This is a genomic window from Chelatococcus sp. KU-N122, assembly GCF_055391085.1.
Map to the genome: position 1 here is coordinate 738,884 of NZ_AP043981.1, position 16,853 is coordinate 755,736.

Below are 16,853 nucleotides of genomic sequence, written 5' to 3' on the forward strand. Positions count from 1 at the left end.
GTGGGCGTGCACCGCGGAATGCCGCTCAGAACGTGGGCGGCGTGCAGGCGCTGATCACCTCGCAGGGGTCGCGCCCGACACAGCGGAAGCGATGCGGCCGCTCGCTGCGGAAGGAATAGGCGTCGCCGGGGCCGAGGATGCGGCGCTCGTCATCGACGGTCACCTCCAGCCGTCCGCTCAGCACGATGCCGCTCTCCTCGCCGGCGTGGACCAGGGGCACGCGTCCGGTGTCGGCTCCGGGCTCGTAGCGCTCCTTCAGCAATTGCAGCGACTTGCCGGAGAGGTCATTGCCGACCTGGCGATACGAGATGCCGCCCTTGCCGATCTCGACGAGCTCGGCGCTGGCGTAGAAGATCCTCTGTCGGCGCTCCGGCTCGAGCGAGAAGAACTCGGCGAGCCCGATGGGGATGGCGTCGAGAATGCGCTTGAGCGCCCCCACCGACGGGTTCATCTGTCCCGATTCGATCAGGGAAATCGTCGAGTTCACCACGCCGGCCCGCTTGGCGAGGGCCCGCTGCGAGAGACCATGCCGGCTCCGCACATAGCGCAGCCGCGCCCCCACATCCCCGTTGTCCATGGCCGACTCGTTTGACATGTTGCGTATCGAACAACACTACGAGGCCCATCGCAGCAAAGTCAAACGCTTAGTGAGCCTCAAGTAAATGGCTTGTGCCTCGCAGCTCGATCTGGTCTTTATTCGACCCTCTCGGAGATAGACTTATGCAAGCCGCAGCCAGAAGCAATTCGCCCAGTCTCGACGCCTATTGGATGCCGTTCACTGCGAACCGACAGTTCAAGGCGACGCCCCGTCTCCTGGTCGCGGCGGAAGGCATGCACTACACCGCCGACGATGGCCGCCAGGTGCTCGACGGCACCGCCGGCCTCTGGTGCGTGAACGCCGGCCATGGGCGCCGGGCCATCGCCGAGGCGGTCGCACGGCAGCTCGCCACGCTCGACTACGCACCGTCGTTCCAGATGGGGCATCCGACGGCATTCGCCTTCGCCGAGCGGCTCGCCCGCATCGCTCCGGGCGGTCTCGATCGCGTCTTCTTCACCGGCTCGGGCTCGGAGTCGGTCGATACCGCCCTCAAGATCGCCCTGGCCTACCAGCGGGCCATCGGCCAGGGCACCCGCACCCGCCTGATCGGGCGCGAGCGCGGCTACCACGGGGTCGGTTTCGGCGGCATCTCGGTCGGCGGCATCGTCAGCAACCGGCGCACCTTCGCCGCCCAGTTGCCCGGTGTCGACCACCTGCGCCACACGCACGACCTCGCCCGCAACGCCTTCACGCGCGGCCAGCCCGAGCACGGCGCCGAGCTCGCCGACGACCTCGAGCGGCTGGTCGCCCTGCACGGCGCCGAGACCATTGCCGCGGTCATCGTCGAGCCCGTGGCCGGCTCGACCGGCGTGCTGGTGCCGCCGAAGGGCTATCTGGAGCGGCTGCGCGCCCTCTGCACCCAGCACGGCATCCTGCTCATCTTCGACGAGGTGATCACCGGCTTCGGCCGGCTGGGCGCGCCGTTCGCGACCGACGTCTTCGGCGTGACGCCGGATCTGGTGACGACGGCGAAGGGGCTGACCAACGGAACCGTGCCCATGGGCGCCGTCTTCGCCAGCCGCGCCGTCCACGACGCCCTGATGACCGGCCCGGTCAACGCCATCGAGCTCTTCCACGGCTACACCTATTCGGGCCATCCGGTCGCCTGCGCCGCCGGCATCGCCACCCTCGACATCTACGAGGAGGAGGGTCTGCTGACCCGCGCCGGCGAGCTCTCCAGCTACTGGCAGGACGCCATGCACAGCCTGCGCGAGGCGAGGCACGTGGTCGACATCCGCACCATCGGGCTGATCGCCGGCATCGAGCTGGCGCCGCGCGCCGGGGCCCCCGGCAGCCGCGCCTACGACGTCTTCGTCGACTGCTTCGAAAAGGGCCTGCTGATCCGCGTCACCGGCGATATCATCGCCTTCTCGCCGCCGTTGATCGCCGAGCGGGCGCACGTCGACACCATCGTCGCAACCTTGGCGGACGCCCTGGGGCGCGCCGCCTGATCGCTGGAGCATGATCCCAAAACGTGGACACCTGTTCTTTTAGATAAGATCATGCACAAGACAAAGACTTAGAGTGCTTCGCGATTGGGTGGGCTCGCCCAATCGCAAGAGAAGCGCTCCAGATGAAAGACTTGGAGCATGTCGGCCCGATCAGATGAATCCATCTGATCGGGACATGCTCCAGGCCAGCGTGGACCTCGAAGGATGAGCCGGCGTCCGGCCCCACCCTGTTGAATGCCTGGGCGTGGCCGATGCGAGCGATGTGTCAAACAAACGCGTCAATCGCTCAGTTCCACGAGCGTCGCGTTGTGGATATCAAACCGCGTGCTATTGTTGCGGGAGCGCCGGGATTGAGGCCTAGCCTATGCAGAGGCGTTGGTTCGAGCTGCGGCTATTCGTTCTTCTCGCATTTTCGTTAGGTGTGGGTCTCGTGAACACTCCTCCAGCCCACGCCGCATGCGATGCGGTGCCTGGATGGTTGCCGACCACACCGCCCCCCGACTTCAGCCGCCCCTCGCCGCATCCCGCATCCGACTGCGCCTTCTATTCGCGAGCCTGGCACGCATTCTTGTCCATCATGCAGCCGACGATCGACGGCAAAGCGGCTTTCCTGTCCTATCCGACCATCGCCGACGTCTTCGGCCCGATAAGCTCTCGGAGGATTGCGCTTCAAGGTAGCAACCTGCTCTCGCTGTCGCTGCGCGCCTTCACGGGATCGAATGATTCCTCCAGCGCCCTCGCAGGACAGGTCGGCCCGAGCACCATCAATGCCGGTGTGCGGCAGGCCGGCCTCGGCAGACTGCTGATCGATCAGAATGGACGGCCGATATTCTACGCGATTCACATGAACCGCGCCTTCGAGACGTTCGTTCGCGCCAATGGGCTGACGACCAGGGCGGCCTTGCAGAACGCGGATCCGGAGCTTGCCTTTCCCAAAGGCATCGTCGAGCTGAAATCCGCTTGGCAGATCATCGAAGGCGGGGCGGTTCCCAGCAACTACGTCACGGCGCGCACCCTGGTACCGCAATTGAAGGTGGTCGCCGGCAGGGTCGAGATTGACGAGGCTACGCCGCCCCGGGAGGCCGAGGTCGCATTGCTCGCGATCCACGTCGCCTTCGTCGTCGACGGCCACCCCGAATTCGTCTGGGCGACGTTCGAACATGTGGACGGCAAGGGCGACGGCGATCTGGCCCCGCTGGCCGGCGCTCCCCCGTCGCCAGACGCCGGGTTGCCAAACGGGGTCGATGGACCGATCAGCGCCCAGAACTTCACGCTGTACAGGAGCGGAACTCTGGCCTCCGCGGCGAACACGGCGATTGATGAAACCATCATGGCGTCCACGTTCGACGCGGCGTCCCAGCGATTTCTCGTCGGCGTCGCGCCGCGGCAGACGTCCATCTATCGCTATTTTCCAACATCCAAGACAACGGACACCAAAGACGATAGCGAGGACTCGGACATCACGGATCTCAACAAGTCCGTGCAGGCGCTGTTCGACCGTGTAGCCCCCGATGACAAGCGAAGACATTATCGCCTTGTAGGCGCCATCTGGCTGGATAAACCCGAAACGTTCGCGGTGAACAAACGGATCGCGAATCCCTCGGGCATGACGACGGATGACCCTGCGGCGCCCGTTGCTGGCGAAGACGGCCTCTCAGGTCTGGCGATGGAGTCCTTCACGCAGAATAGCTTCGTAAATTGCTTCAGTTGCCACGACACTCGGGCAGTCAAGGATCCCGCCGGCAACCTTCTCATGCCCGCAAAGAAGCTGAACGTGAGCCATATCTTCTCAAGCTTCGTTAGCGGGGCAAAATAACGAAGGCCGCGATGGGCTTCCAGCGCGTAGCAAGATCCTTGACGACGGCATGGCGGCCTGGAGCACCCGGAATGGAGAAGCCGACCTGAGTGGGGATGGTCAAGCTTTCTCCTAGGCGGCGAAAGTCAAACTCCTCGCGGCGATGGCCATATCGAGCTCACAAGGGGCGTCGCCCGAGTTCCGAGGCAGTCCGGGAGCGCGGGAACGGCCGCGACGCCTCACAGGCCGAAGCCGCCATCGACACCGAGGATTTGCCCGGTGATCCAGTCGGCATCAGGAGTGGCGAGAGCGACGACCCAGCGAGCGACGTCATGCGGAACCCCGCGCCGATGCAAAGGGATCATCTCGATTTCCTGGGCCTTGATCGCCGCGATTTCATCGGCCGAAAAGCCCATGCGATCCCGGAGGAAATCGGTCTCGACCGGCCCCGCCGCGACGGCGTTGACCCGGACGCCGTGCGGCGCAAGCTCCAGCGCCCAAATGCGCGTCAAATGCTCCAACGCGGCCTTGCTGGCCGCATAGGCAGAGAAGCCGGCGATCGGTTTGCGCGCAAGCGTGCTCGAGAGATTGACGATCGATCCTTTGGTCGCTCGCAAGTGCGGCAGCGCCGCCTTGGCCAGCAGCGTCGGCCCGAAGACATTCGTCCTGTAGACGGCTTCGATCCTTTCAAGCGAGGCAGCAGCCAGCGGTTCCGGCTGCCCGGCCCCGGCATTGTTGATGAGGATGTCGAGTTGCCCCAAACGCTCGATCGCCTTCTCCACCGTCGCTTCGGCAGCGGCTGCACTGCTGGCATCGGCGACAAACCCCTCGATGGCCGAGTGGGTCGCGGCCGCGGCCTCGATCGCGGCGAGACGGCGGCCGGTAATGAGGACCTTCGCGCCGCTTGCCGTCAGCGCCTGTGCGACGGCAAGACCGATACCCGCCCCGCCTCCAGTCACGATCGCCACTTTATCTTTCAGCATCATCGCAGATCTACCTTGCATGATCCGTTTGGCGCGAACCTGATCAGATCGTTCGCAGTATTATTCCAAGCGCAGCGGGCTATGGCTGACCTATGGCAGCCGAACTCTTCGCTCGCCGGATGATCGAGGACACCTTGGAGCGAGATGATTATCGTCCAATCATCATCCCGCTCTAAGTCTTTATTTGAGCATGATTTTATCCAGAAACTCGGTGTCCACTTTTTGGGATCATGCCCTACAGGCTCGTCACCTGCTCGGGGTCGGCCGACGCGAGCGCGGCGGCGCGCTCGGCGCGCGGCGGGTAGATCCAGACAGTATTGATCTCCTTCTTGTATGCTTTCGCCTCGGTGCCCGTCAGTTCCACCTTCCGGTCCCAGCCGCGCGTGAAGACAGCGCCGGCCTCGCCCAGGTCCAGGCACGTCACGTAGGCTTCCTGATGATAGAGGCGCGTCGGCACGCCGAGCAGCTCGGCCGCCGCGTTGTTGCCGGCAAAGGCGCCGAGCCTTGTGGCGTGTTGGCACGACATAAGAGCGTAGTTGCCGAGGTCGTCGCAGGCGGCCCTGGCTGCGTCGCCCGTCGCAAAGACGCTGGCGACGCCGGGGACGCGCAACTCGCGGTCGACCACGAGCCGGCCGGACCTGTCGCGCTCCGCCGGAAGCTGCTCCGTCAGGGGCGCGGCGCGGATGCCGGCTGCCCAGATGACGGTTTCGCTCTCGATGCGCTCGCCGGTGGATAGCGTGACGCCGGACGGGTCGAGCGCCGTGACGCCAACACCGAGGCGCGTTTCGATCCCGAGCTCGCGCAGGGCCCGTTCGACGATCGGGCGCGGCTCCGGGCCCATGTCGGGGACGATCTCCGAATTGCGCTCGACGAGGACGATCCGCATCTTCTGGGCGGCCCCGTCGATCTTGCGCAGCCGTGCCGGCATCTCCGTCGCCGCCTCGATCCCGGTGAAGCCGCCTCCCACCACGACGACCGTATCGCGCGCGGCAGATGCAGGCCGGTGCGCGAGGGCCTGAAGTTGGCGATCGAGCTTGATCGCATCGTCGAGCTGATCGACGCTGAACCCATGCTCCGCCAGGCCCGAATGGGCGGCCGGAACAGGCAGCTGCCGGTGGCGAGCACCAGCCGATCGTAGGTCATCGTCCGGCGCTTACCCTCGGGTCCGGCAATTTCGATCGACTGGCCGCGCGTGTCGACCGCCTCGACCTGGCCCTGCACATAGGCGACGTCGATCGCCTTGAGGACATCGCCGAGCGGGGCCGTCAGCGTCTCCGGGTTGGGCTCATAGAGACGAGGGCGGACCACCAGCCGCGGCTCCGGAGACACCAACACGATCTCGAGCTCCTCGGCGGAGACGCTCTTCTCGGCGCGCAGGCGCGCCGACGAGAGCGCGGCATACATGCCGGCAAAGCCGGCGCCGATGATCACAAGCCTCTTCTGCATCGCGAGCTCCATCCTTGTCGATGCTGGACGCCTCGCCAGGACGGCGCCGGCATTCCCGAATGCCCGGATGATTACGTGCTCGGTCGCGGCCCCTATACTGTGCCGCAGGATAGGTCTTTGTCTCCAAATGCCAGGTCGGCCTGGGCATTCGCGGGCCATCACAGTCGACGCTATCGCGGTCGTCGACGGGCAGACGGATCGCACCGACGCTGGACCGTAGGCGCGCTGTCGCCGCCGCCGAGCATGGGGCCCATCAGTGTGCGAGGGATTTTCGACGGGTATCGGCCGGCCTACGCCACGCGCTGCATCATGAGAGGCTCGCGTATCGACACGGGCAGCGTCTCCCAGGCCCGGATCAATTCGCCGATCGACGTCACCTCCATTTTGCGCATGACGTTGCTGCGATGCAGCTTGACCGTCACCTCGCGGATGCCGAGATCGAAGGCGATCTGCTTGTTGACCCGCCCGCGCGCCAATTCGGACAGAACCTCGCGTTCGCGCGGTGTCAACCGCCTGAAGCGGTCGGTATTGCGTTGGGCGATCTGGGCCTGCGCCCGGCGCGCGGCATCGATCCCGATCGCCGCGATGACGGCATCGAGCAAGGTCTGATCCCGGACCGGCTTGGTCAGGAAGTCCACCGCGCCGGCCTTCATCGCCTGGACCGTCATCGGAATATCGCCGTGCCCAGTGAGGAAGATGATCGGCTTGGGATTGGCGTTCTGGATCAGATGGCGCTGCAGGTCGAGACCGCTCGTTCCGGGCATGCGCACGTCGAGGATCAAGCAGCCGGGACTGTCCAGCACGTCGGCGTCGAGCAGTTCATGGATCGAGGCGAAGCAGGCCGACCGGAACCCCGCCGATTGGATCAGATCCATCAGCGCCTCCCGAACGGCTTCGTCGTCATCCACGATGACGACGAGTGGCTGGCCCACATCTCTGCTCCGCTGTTTCGACAGCGATGCCGATCCCGGCAGGAGCGATTGATCACTTCTCACGGTCAGCTTCTCCTTTTCGATCGCGCAATGCGTCGCTGACGGCCGCAAGCAGGGCCTGGGCATCGAAGGGCTTGTGGAAGAAGCCGCTGATGCCGGCGGCTCGCCCCTGATCCGCAATCTCATGGCGACCGGTGATCAGGAACACCGGCAGGCCCGGACGCGCCCTTGTCGCCAGGTCGCGCAGTTCGAAGCCGTCCAGGCCGGGCATTCCAACGTCGGTGATGAGCACGTCCACGCCCGACAGCCCGTCGATCAGCAAGGATTCGGCCGACGGGAAGCTGCGCGCCGCATAACCGGCGGACTCGAGAAGATCCTCGAGCGACTCGAGCAGTCTCGCATCGTCATCGACGATCGCCACGACTGACCTTCTCTCGCTCACGCTCACGTCCTTCCCGCTCGGCGCGAATGAGTGATCGGTATGTCCAGGCGCTCCGCAATACGTACGAGATCGGCGAGCGACGCTGCTGCCATTTTCTGCATCACGTTCCTTCTATGGATTTGCAGCGTGACCTCGCTGATCCCCAGCTCGGCGGCCGCCTGCTTGTTGAGAAGACCGCTCACCACGAGCGGAAACACTTCGCGCTCGCGCGGCGTCAGATCGAGATAGCGTTGCCGCCACGCGCCGCGTTCGGCGCGCTCCGACCTCGTCTTCCGGTCCTGCTGGATCGCCGCATCGATCGCGGCCATGAGATCCGCATCGCTGACGGGCTTGGTCAGGAAGTCGACGGCGCCGTGCTTGATCGCCCGGACCGATGACGGGATGTCGCCATGCCCGGTTATGAAGACGATCGGCGGGTGGTCGCCTTGCGCGATCTGCTTCTGCAGCTCGAGGCCGTTAATGTCCGGCAGCTCGACATCGAGGATCAGGCATGCCGGCAGGTCCGGCTTGTCTGCGCACACATAGTCGCCGGCCGATCCGAACGCGACGGCGCGCACGCCGTGGGACGCGAGGAGTTCCTCGAGCGCCTCGCGGATGCGCTCGTCGTCGTCCACGATGAAGACGATGCAATCATTCGTCGTCATGGCGCCATTTTCACTTCAGCCGGCAAAGTGAAGACGAAGGCCGCTCCGCGCGGCTCGTTCGTCTCCGCCCACAATCGTCCGCCGTGCGACTCGACAATCGAACGGCAGATCGACAGGCCCATGCCCATCCCATGCTCTTTCGTCGTGAAGAACGGCTCGAATATCCTCTGGGGAAACGCAATACCTCGGCCACGATCCCTGATTTCGGTCTGGACCACCTCCCCAACTCGCCGTACGCGCATCTCAAGGATCTTGTCGCCCGCGATGGAGTCCATCGCATCCATGCCGTTGCGGATGAGATTGATCAGGACCTGCTGGATCTGGACGCGATCCAGCGTGACGGGCGGAAGGTCTTTCTCGACATCGACATCCATGCGGACGCGCCGCCGCAATACTTCATCGGCCAAGAGCTCGCGCGTTTCTGCGACGACGCTCTCGAACGACGTGTGGCCGCGTGTCTCCACGGATCGCTTGAACAGGGCGCGGATACGGCTGACGACATCTGCTGCCGAATTGGCGTCGCGGATGATGCGCTCCACCGTCTTCTGGGCCCGCTCGATGTTCGGGGTTGCCGCCTTGAGCCAGCGCTGGCACGCGTGAGAGTTGGCGACGATCGCCGCCAGCGGCTGGTTCACCTCGTGTGCGATCGAAGCGGAGAGCTCGGCAAGGCTGGCCGCCTGGCTCTGGTGTGCGAGATTGTCGTAGGCGAGGCGCAACTCCTCCTGGGCGCGCACGGCATCATCGACGTCGATCGTTACGTGATACCAACGCACGATCGTTCCGTCCTGATCACGCAAAGGTTCGGATCTGCCCTCCATCCAGCGATAGCCGCCATCCATGCTGCGCCGACGATAGCGCATCATGAAGGCGTCGCCGGTCTTGAGGCAGTTCGCTGCGGCGCGCTGCACCTCGGCACCGTCTTCCGGATGAACTAGACTCTGTATCACTCTCGCGAAATCGTCGAAGTTGCCTTGCGAGAGGCCGAGATGGTCCAGGTATCGCTTGTTGACGTAGGCGAGCTTGCCCGTGGGCGTCCAACTCCAGATGTGGACCGGCAAGGCGTCGATCAGCTGCTGGAGTTCCCGCTCGCTTCGCCGCAACGCCTCCTGGGCAGCGACGAGATCGTCGATGTCGACGCTCACGCCGTACCATTGGAGGATGGCGCCGGTATCGTCGCGCAGCGGTTCCGCGCGGGTTTCGGTCCAACGATAGCTGCCATCGGCGCGGAGCTGGCGATATCTCTGGACATAGGGGGCGCCCGTCGTGAACGAGTGGCTCACGGCTTGCCGCGCCGCGTCTCTGTCCTCCGGATGGATCACGGTCGGGGACGGCAACGCGTCGGGCGCGGTGATATCCTTCAGGGTGGCGCCGGTCACGTCCGTGAACCGCTTGCTGACGTAGGATGGTGTTCCTTCGGGCGTCGTGCTCCAGATCAGGGCGGGCACGGCATCGATCAGCTGCTGAAGCTGCCGCTCGCTGCGCCGAAGCGCCGCCTCGGCGTGCATCTGATCATCTATGTCGTGACAGAGGCCGTACCACTGGACGATGTGTCCGGCCTGGTCGCGCATCGGCTCGGCGCGGCTCGACATCCAGCGGTAAGCGCCGTCGGTTCGGCGCAGACGGTACCGCAAGTCGAACCCGTCGCCGGTCGCGAGGCAATGGTCGAGCGCCTCCCTGAATCCCGCCACATCGTCCGGGTGGATGGTCTCCAGCAACCCCTCCAGCCGGCTCATGCCTGGCTTGTCCATATCCGCCACGTCCAGGCCGAGGAAATCGATCATGCGCCTGTTGAAGAAGAGGGGCTCGCCTTCCGGCGTGAGCCGCCAGAGATGGCTCGGGACCATGTCCACGAGCTGGGAGAGCTCCCGCTCCCGGTCGCGCAACGTCGCTACGGTCTTCTTGTAGACGTCGATGTCGAGCGCGATGCCGAACCATCCCGTGATATGGCCCCGGCTGTCGCGCGATGGCCGCGCCGCGGTCCGTGCCCAGACATAGACGCCGTTCGCACGCCGAAAACGAAACTCGACATTGAAATGATCGCCGGTCCGCAGGCAGTGGCGCCATGTGGCGGCGATCCGGTCATAGTCGTCCGGGTGCAGCAACCGCTTCCAGGCGGTATCGCCCTCCTTCAGCGAAGCATTCAGATCCTCCAGCGTCACGCCGAGTGAGTTCTGGGCGAACGGGTGCAGGTAGATCCACCGTCCGGCAGCATCGAACGCCCATCCGTTACCGAACAAGCTTTCGACGACCTTCGCCGACCGCATGACATCGGCTTCGCTTTCGTCGAGCGGGCTCGACGCCGCCATTGGTGGCGGCGCTCTCTCCGTCACCAGATCGTCGATGTCGACGCTGACGCTGTACCCGGGCTCCGAGCGCGTCTCGGTCCAGCGATAAGTGCCGTCGGGCTGGAGCCGCCGATCTCGTGTGACCTGAGGGACGCCCGTCCAAAAGGCGCGGGCGGCCGCATGAGCCGCCGCGTCCCGGTCGTCCGGATGGACGAGGCTCAGGGAAGACGCCGCGTCGGCCGCGGCTTTATCGTCTCCAATGGCGCCGGTTGCGTCCTCGCGCCGCTTGCCGGCATGCGAGGCCGCTCCGTCCGTCGTTGAGCTCCGGATCGCAGTGCGTGCTCCATCGCCGCCGCGTGACGCCGACATGCCGGCGGCGACGATCGCTCCGATGCAGAGCGCGACGGCAAGGACGGCCGCCCATAGCCATGCAAGTTCACGCAAGCCGCCGGTATGGAAGCACGCTGCCAATACCGCCCCGACGAACGCGATGCCCAATGCCGCATTGAGAAGGGCGACCGCTCGGCCGCGCGCATGGAGATAGAGGCCGGCGACGGGGGCCAGCAGGCCGAACGGAGCGGCGGTCAGCCAGCAAGCCGTAAGACCGACGAGGGTGGCCATCGTCGCCAGGGCCAGGTGAGGCCGGGGAAGCGCAGCTATCATGATCGGCCACTCCTGTCGGACAAAGGGCGTCACGGGATTCATCCGCTCTTCGTCCAGCGTCTCAATCTAGGCCGCGCCTGCGAACAGTCTTTGGACCGTAATCGCGCGGCGGCCGGACTGCACGTCATGGAAATCCATGATCGCGACAGTCTCGCTGGACGCCATGTCCCGGATGGGACAAGCGCGCTTCCGCTCCTGAGCCGCCTGGAGCCGGTCGCTCACACTGGAGACGAGTGGCCGCTAGCGACGCGCTAGCCGGACCTATCCCTTGGCACGGTATCGAGGGCGCAACGCCCAACATAGCGTCGTCCATGCCGTGTGGAAGGCGGCGGTCAGCAGGAGAGAAACATGAGCTTGGACACCACTTCACACCCCGGTCGAACGAGACCCGAAGAGTTGGTTCCGTCGCGCTACGCGGTGCGTGTCGGCGACATCGACGTGCTGGTGGTCAGCGACGGGGTGCTGCCACTTCCAACCAAAATGTTGGGACACAACGCCGACCCGGCCGTGCGGGGGGCCTGGCTAAGCGACATGTTCCTGCCGCCGGACGCTTTCGACTGGGCGCTGAACGTGGTCGTGGTCCATAGCGGCAATCAGACCATACTCATCGACGCTGGACTGGGGTTGGACCCGGACTTGAACTTGCCGCGGGCCGGGCAGCTGGTCAGGCGACTGGAGGCCGCCGGCATCGATCTGGCGTCCGTGACCGACGTGGTGCTGACCCACATGCACATGGACCATGTCGGCGGGCTGCTCGTCGACGGGGTGAAAGACCGGCTGCGTCCGGACCTGCGAATCCACGTGGCGGCCGCCGAGATCATGTTCTGGGAATCGCCCGACTTTACCCACGTCGACATGCCGCCGGGGTTCCCGGACGCGCTTCGGTCCGCCGCCAAGCGGTTCGCGAAAGAGTACCGCAACCATCTGCGCCCGTTCGATGAGGAGCACGAGGTGGCGCCGGGGGTGGTCGTCCGTCGCACCGGTGGCCACACCCCGGGACACAGCGTGGTCCGCCTGGCATCCGGCGGCGACCGGCTGACGTTCGCCGGCGACGCCGTGTTCGCGGTCGGGTTCGATCACCCCGACTGGTACAACGGCTTCGAACACGATCCTGAGGAGGCGGCCCGGGTTCGGGTCCGTCTTTTGACGGAGCTGGCGACGACCGGCGAACAGTTGGTGGCCACTCACCTACCGTTCCCGTCCGTTGGCCGGGTGGCGGTCGACGGCGACGCCTTCCGCTGGGTCCCGGTCTTCTGGGACTACTGACCGCTTGCTAGGTGAGAGCCGAACCAGGGCGCGTACTCAGGCCCGGGAACTCGGCGCCATCATCTCTGTTGCCGGTCGGCGCGACTCGTCCGCCGATCGCACGGACAAGCGCGGCCTGACGGCCAACTTCCCAGCACACGCCTGTCGAACAGCGCCGCGGAGGCCTCGCTTCCGCGACCGCGAGGCTGCGCCGCTGCCCAATGTCGGCGGGCATCCGGCGCGGTGGACCATCAGCCAAGCCAGGACAAGACACCATGACACGGGCCCCCAGACCTCCGTCCGCGGATTCCACGCGGCGCACCGTCCTGCTCGGCGGTGGCGCCGCCGCCGTCGCCCTGATGATGCCAACGGCCGAAGCCACCCCGGCCCGCCGGCCGGTCTCCCACACCACCCCGAACCGAGAAGGACGCAAGACGATGGGTACGATCACCACCAAGGATGGCACCGAGATCTACTACAAGGACTGGGGCTCCGGCCCCGTCGTGACGTTCTCCCATGGCTGGCCGCTGAATGCCGACGCCTGGGACGGCCAGATGCTGTTCCTGGCCAGGAACGGCTATCGCTGCGTGGCGGTCGACCGACGCGGCCACGGCCGCTCCAGCCAGGCGGCGACGCGCAACGACATGGACGGTTATGCCGACGATCTGGCCGAGGTGATCAACGCCCTCGACCTCAAGGACGCGACGATGGTGGGCCATTCCACCGGCGGCGGCGAGGTCGCCCGCTATATCGGCCGGCACGGCACCGGGCGGGTGAAGAAGGCTGTTCTCGTCGCCGCCGTGCCGCCGATCATGCTGAAGACCCCCGCCAATCCCGAGGGGCTGCCCATGGCGGTGTTCGATGGCATTCGCGCCGGCGTCGCCGGCGACCGCTCACAGTACTACAAGGAGCTCGCGGTGGCCTTCTACGGCGCGAACCGTCCCGGCGCCCCGGTGTCCCAGGGGACGCTCGACCAGTTCTGGCTCTGGAGCATGCAGGCCGGAGCGCTGAACGCCTACGAGTGCGTCAAGGCCTTCTCGGAGACGGATTTCAGCGAGGACCTGAAGAAATTCGACGTTCCGACGCTGGTCCTGCACGGCGAGGATGATCAGATCGTGCCGGTAAAGGATTCGGCCCGGAAATCAGCGCGGCTCATCAAGGGCGCCAAGGAAATTTACTATCCTGGCGCGCCGCATGGCCTGACGGCCACTCATCGGGATCAGTTCAACGCCGATCTGCTCGACTTCATCCGGGTATAGTCTGGTCGAACGAAGATATGGCCTCTCCGGTGCTCCTTCCGGAGAGGCCATCGTCTGGATCGCCCTATTTCCGCGTACTCGGCGTGCAGCTGTGCGGTCCGGTGGGAACCGGACGAGCGCACTGGCGTGTCGGGAATGGTGCCCCTGGCCGGGATCGAACCAGCACTCCTTGCGGAACTCGATTTTGAGTCGAGCGCGTCTACCAATTCCGCCACAGGGGCAAACGCGGCGGATATTAGCCAGAGCGAGCGCCGGGTCAATGGACCGCGGGCGTCGCCGTCGCGGTTGCCGCTCATATCGGATTGTGGCCAATGCCCGCGACAGCACGCGCGGGGCGCTTCATGTCGCATCGCCGCCGCCGTAGGCTCGAAATGGCGCTGCTCTTCATCTTTGTCGGCGCGTATGATTGGGTTGCGCCACCATCGGGGAAGCGGTCGCGACGGGGACATCACCGCATGTGGGATCGCCACCCCGCCAGCCTGGCGCTGGTGCATATGCTCCCGGACGTCGCCGAGCAGCGCGGCGTCGCGCTGCCGCCGCTGCTGGCGCGGGCCGGGATCGCCGAAGACGTCCTGCCTCCGCCCGAGCGGATCGTCACGCGGGCTCAGATCTGCACCCTGCTTCAGGAGGTGGCGCGTCGGGCGGGCGAGCCGACGATCGGGCTCGATCTGGCGGCCGCGGCCGACCCTGCGCGGCTCGGCCTCACCGGGCGGGCGCTGTTCGCCGGGCGCACGCTCGGCGAATGCCTGTCCGCCCAGGCCCGCCACATGCCGGGCCTCCAAGGCGGCGTGCGCATAACGCTCGACCAGGCCGGCGGGATGGTACGCTGGCGCCACGTGCTCGCCGACAGCGATCCCGATCACGCGCGCGTGTTGAACGAGGGTGTCGCCGCCTTCTCGGTGGCGGCGCTGCGGGCGATCACCGGATGCGAGAGCGCCCCGCTCCATGTGAGCCTGCCGCACCGGGCCCCGGCCCCGGCACGGATCTATGAGGACAAGCTTGGTGCAGGCGTTTCGTTCGGCGCCGGCGGCGGAGTGGAGATCACCTTCGATGCCGCGTGGCTCGACCGGCCGAGCCAAGTGCTCGGCGCAGTGTTCGGCGCGGCCGTTCCCCCGATGGCGGGCGACACGCCGGCGCTCGCCGCGGACGCGGTGCGGCTCGACGACGCGACCCTACTCGCGGGGCTGGGCCGCATCTTCGAGAGCGCGGCGCTGGCGGGCACGCTGTCGCTGGTCGATGCCTCCCGCAGCCTCGGCCTGGCTCCGCGTAGCCTCCAGCGGCGCCTGGCCGGGCTCGACACCTCCTTCGAGGCGCTCGTCGACGGCTGGCGGCATGCGCAGGCGCGGCTGCACCTTGCCGATACCGTCCGCCCGGTCGGGTCGGTGGCACGGGCGCTCGGCTACGGCGACCCGGCCCATTTCGTGCGAGCGTTCCGGCGATGGGAAGGCGTGGCGCCGCTCGCCTTTCGCAGGAAGCTCCAAGAGGCTGGCGCGGGCACGTCCGGCTGATGGGCTGGCGCCAAATGGCAATTGAGCGCCGCAGCGCCGGTTCGCTAAGGCTAAGCCGAAACGCGACACGAACTCCGCGGGCAGAGAAGCTCATGAGCGACCTGAATCAAATTCCGGGCAAGGCGGCGGGGCCGAGCCGGCGCGATGTGCTGGCCGGCGGCGCCGGCGTCCTGGCCACCGTGGCCGGGCTCTCGCTGCCGGCACCGGGCGCACGGGCGGCGGACGCGCCGCGCCCCCACATCCTCTACATCGTCGCGGACGATCTGGGCTTCGCCGATGTCGGATTCCGCGGATCGGACATCCGGACGCCCAACCTGGACAGCCTCGCCGCCGGAGGGGCGAAGCTCGATCAGTTCTACGTCCAGCCCATGTGCACGCCGACCCGTGCGGCCCTGCTGACCGGGCGCTATCCGCTGCGCTACGGGCTGCAGACCGGCGTCATCCCCTCCGGCGCAAGCTATGGCCTCGCCACCGACGAGATCCTGCTGCCGCAGGTGCTGAAGGAAGCCGGCTACCGCACCGCGCTGATCGGCAAATGGCATCTCGGCCACGCCGATCAGAAATTCTGGCCGCGCCAGCGCGGCTTCGACTCCTTTTACGGCCCGCTGGTCGGCGAGATCGACCACTTCAAGCATGAGGCCCACGGCGTCACCGACTGGTATCGTGGCAACGCTCTCGTGAAGGAAGACGGCTACGACACCGAGTTGTTCGGTACCGACGCCGTGCGGCTGATCGGCGGCCACGATCCGCAGACGCCGCTGTTGCTCTATCTCGCCTTCACCGCGCCGCACACGCCCTATCAGGCGCCGCAGCGCTACCTCGACATGTACGCGCATGTCGAAGACCCGTCGCGCCGGGCCTATGCGGCGATGATCACCGCCATGGACGAGCAGATCGGCAAGGTGGTGGGCGCGCTCGAGGCCCGCGGCATGCGCGAAAACACCCTCATCGTGTTCCACAGCGACAATGGCGGCACCCGCAACAAGATGTTTGCCGGCGAAGGGGCCGTCACCGGCAGTCTTCCCGCCAATAACACGCCCTATCGCGACGGCAAGGGCACGCTCTACGAGGGCGGCACCCGCGTCGTCGCGCTCGCTAACTGGCCGGCGCGCATCCAGGCCGGGGAAGCGAAGGGGGCGATGCACGTCGTCGACATGCTGCCGACCCTCGCCAGGCTGGCCGGCGCGAGCCTCGACCGATCGAAGCCGCTGGACGGCGTCGACGTCTGGCCGGCGCTGGCCATGGGTCACACGGGGCGCGGGGATATGGTCTACAACGTCGAGCCGACGCAAGGCGCCGTGCGCGACGGCAAGTGGAAGCTGTACTGGCACGCCGTGCTGCCGCCCAAGGTCGAGCTGTTCGACCTCGACGCCGACCCTTCGGAGACCACCGACGTCTCGGCACAACACCCGGACAAGGTCGCCGAGCTCCAGCAGCGCGTGGTCGCGCTCGCCCGCACCATGGCTCCGCCCCTGTTCTATGGCGCGGCGTTGAAGGCGACCCTTGCGGCGCCGCTCGCGACGCCCGGCGCGGCGCTCTACGAGATGGGGCTGGAGGACGATTGATCGCCGGCGGCATCCGGCCCGTCCCTCACCAGATCTC

The 16,853-nt window shown here is 66.4% G+C and carries 12 protein-coding genes, 1 tRNA gene and 1 pseudogene; 6 read left to right on the top strand and 8 right to left on the bottom strand.

What is annotated here, in order from left to right; translation table 11 throughout:
* Positions 1-25: 25 nt before the first annotated feature.
* Positions 26-577, bottom strand: a complete 552-nt coding sequence (locus ACZ5PO_RS03360; protein ID WP_464196640.1) for a cupin domain-containing protein — start codon at positions 575-577, stop codon at positions 26-28.
* A gap of 143 nt (positions 578-720) precedes the next feature.
* Between ACZ5PO_RS03360 and aptA the strand changes: the two genes are divergently transcribed.
* Both aptA and ACZ5PO_RS03370 read left to right on the top strand, forming a co-directional pair.
* A complete protein-coding gene (aptA, locus tag ACZ5PO_RS03365) occupies positions 721-2,049 on the top strand; it encodes an omega-aminotransferase AptA (protein ID WP_464190256.1) in 1,329 nt (442 codons plus the stop codon).
* Positions 2,050-2,617: 568 nt separating this feature from the next.
* Positions 2,618-3,865 carry a hypothetical protein gene (locus tag ACZ5PO_RS03370; RefSeq protein WP_464190258.1) on the top strand — a complete coding sequence of 416 codons (1,248 nt, stop codon included), beginning with the start codon at positions 2,618-2,620 and terminating at the stop codon, positions 3,863-3,865.
* A 218-nt stretch (positions 3,866-4,083) separates the two neighbouring features.
* Here ACZ5PO_RS03370 and ACZ5PO_RS03375 read toward each other — a convergent pair whose 3' ends face one another.
* The 6 genes and pseudogenes from ACZ5PO_RS03375 to ACZ5PO_RS03400 all read right to left on the bottom strand — a co-directional run bounded on the left by ACZ5PO_RS03375 (position 4,084) and on the right by ACZ5PO_RS03400 (position 11,281).
* Positions 4,084-4,830: an SDR family NAD(P)-dependent oxidoreductase gene (locus ACZ5PO_RS03375; RefSeq protein ID WP_464190260.1), complete on the bottom strand. Its 747-nt coding sequence runs from the start codon at positions 4,828-4,830 to the stop codon at positions 4,084-4,086.
* A gap of 232 nt (positions 4,831-5,062) precedes the next feature.
* A pseudogene (locus ACZ5PO_RS03380) lies at positions 5,063-6,273 on the bottom strand (NAD(P)/FAD-dependent oxidoreductase).
* Positions 6,274-6,563: 290 nt separating this feature from the next.
* Positions 6,564-7,268 (bottom strand): response regulator transcription factor, encoded by a 705-nt coding sequence (locus tag ACZ5PO_RS03385; RefSeq protein WP_464196642.1) that lies wholly within the window; start codon positions 7,266-7,268, stop codon positions 6,564-6,566.
* Positions 7,258-7,647 (bottom strand): response regulator, encoded by a 390-nt coding sequence (locus ACZ5PO_RS03390; RefSeq protein WP_464196644.1) that lies wholly within the window; start codon positions 7,645-7,647, stop codon positions 7,258-7,260. The genes ACZ5PO_RS03385 and ACZ5PO_RS03390 overlap by 11 nt, the downstream gene beginning before the upstream one ends.
* Before the next feature lie 2 nt (positions 7,648-7,649).
* Positions 7,650-8,291: a response regulator transcription factor gene (locus ACZ5PO_RS03395; RefSeq protein WP_464190263.1), complete on the bottom strand. Its 642-nt coding sequence runs from the start codon at positions 8,289-8,291 to the stop codon at positions 7,650-7,652.
* Positions 8,288-11,281, bottom strand: coding sequence for a PAS domain-containing protein (locus ACZ5PO_RS03400; protein WP_464190265.1), 2,994 nt, complete (start codon positions 11,279-11,281; stop codon positions 8,288-8,290). Before ACZ5PO_RS03400 ends, ACZ5PO_RS03395 begins: the two co-directional genes overlap by 4 nt.
* Before the next feature lie 306 nt (positions 11,282-11,587).
* Between ACZ5PO_RS03400 and ACZ5PO_RS03405 the strand changes: the two genes are divergently transcribed.
* Complete coding sequence (locus tag ACZ5PO_RS03405; RefSeq protein ID WP_464190268.1) at positions 11,588-12,505, top strand: MBL fold metallo-hydrolase; 918 nt, start codon at positions 11,588-11,590, stop codon at positions 12,503-12,505.
* Positions 12,506-12,759: 254 nt separating this feature from the next.
* Positions 12,760-13,743, top strand: coding sequence for an alpha/beta fold hydrolase (locus ACZ5PO_RS03410; protein WP_464190270.1), 984 nt, complete (start codon positions 12,760-12,762; stop codon positions 13,741-13,743).
* A gap of 136 nt (positions 13,744-13,879) precedes the next feature.
* On the opposite strand, the gene ACZ5PO_RS03415 is transcribed toward ACZ5PO_RS03410, so the two are convergent.
* Positions 13,880-13,964 (bottom strand) — tRNA-Leu (locus tag ACZ5PO_RS03415).
* A 234-nt stretch (positions 13,965-14,198) separates the two neighbouring features.
* Between ACZ5PO_RS03415 and ACZ5PO_RS03420 the strand changes: the two genes are divergently transcribed.
* A complete protein-coding gene (locus tag ACZ5PO_RS03420; RefSeq protein ID WP_464190272.1) occupies positions 14,199-15,251 on the top strand; it encodes an AraC family transcriptional regulator in 1,053 nt (350 codons plus the stop codon).
* 92 nt (positions 15,252-15,343) lie between these two features.
* Positions 15,344-16,816: an arylsulfatase B gene (locus tag ACZ5PO_RS03425; RefSeq protein WP_464190274.1), complete on the top strand. Its 1,473-nt coding sequence runs from the start codon at positions 15,344-15,346 to the stop codon at positions 16,814-16,816.
* The last annotated feature ends 37 nt before the right edge of the window (positions 16,817-16,853 follow it).

Coding starts and splice junctions, on each gene's coding strand:
- ACZ5PO_RS03360 (WP_464196640.1), bottom strand. CDS start 577: ATGGACAACGGGGATGTGGGGGCGCGGCTGCGCTATGTGCGGAGCCGG.
- aptA (WP_464190256.1), top strand. CDS start 721: ATGCAAGCCGCAGCCAGAAGCAATTCGCCCAGTCTCGACGCCTATTGG.
- ACZ5PO_RS03375 (WP_464190260.1), bottom strand. CDS start 4,830: ATGATGCTGAAAGATAAAGTGGCGATCGTGACTGGAGGCGGGGCGGGT.
- ACZ5PO_RS03395 (WP_464190263.1), bottom strand. CDS start 8,291: ATGACGACGAATGATTGCATCGTCTTCATCGTGGACGACGACGAGCGC.
- ACZ5PO_RS03400 (WP_464190265.1), bottom strand. CDS start 11,281: ATGAATCCCGTGACGCCCTTTGTCCGACAGGAGTGGCCGATCATGATA.
- ACZ5PO_RS03405 (WP_464190268.1), top strand. CDS start 11,588: ATGAGCTTGGACACCACTTCACACCCCGGTCGAACGAGACCCGAAGAG.
- ACZ5PO_RS03410 (WP_464190270.1), top strand. CDS start 12,760: ATGACACGGGCCCCCAGACCTCCGTCCGCGGATTCCACGCGGCGCACC.
- ACZ5PO_RS03420 (WP_464190272.1), top strand. CDS start 14,199: ATGTGGGATCGCCACCCCGCCAGCCTGGCGCTGGTGCATATGCTCCCG.
- ACZ5PO_RS03425 (WP_464190274.1), top strand. CDS start 15,344: ATGAGCGACCTGAATCAAATTCCGGGCAAGGCGGCGGGGCCGAGCCGG.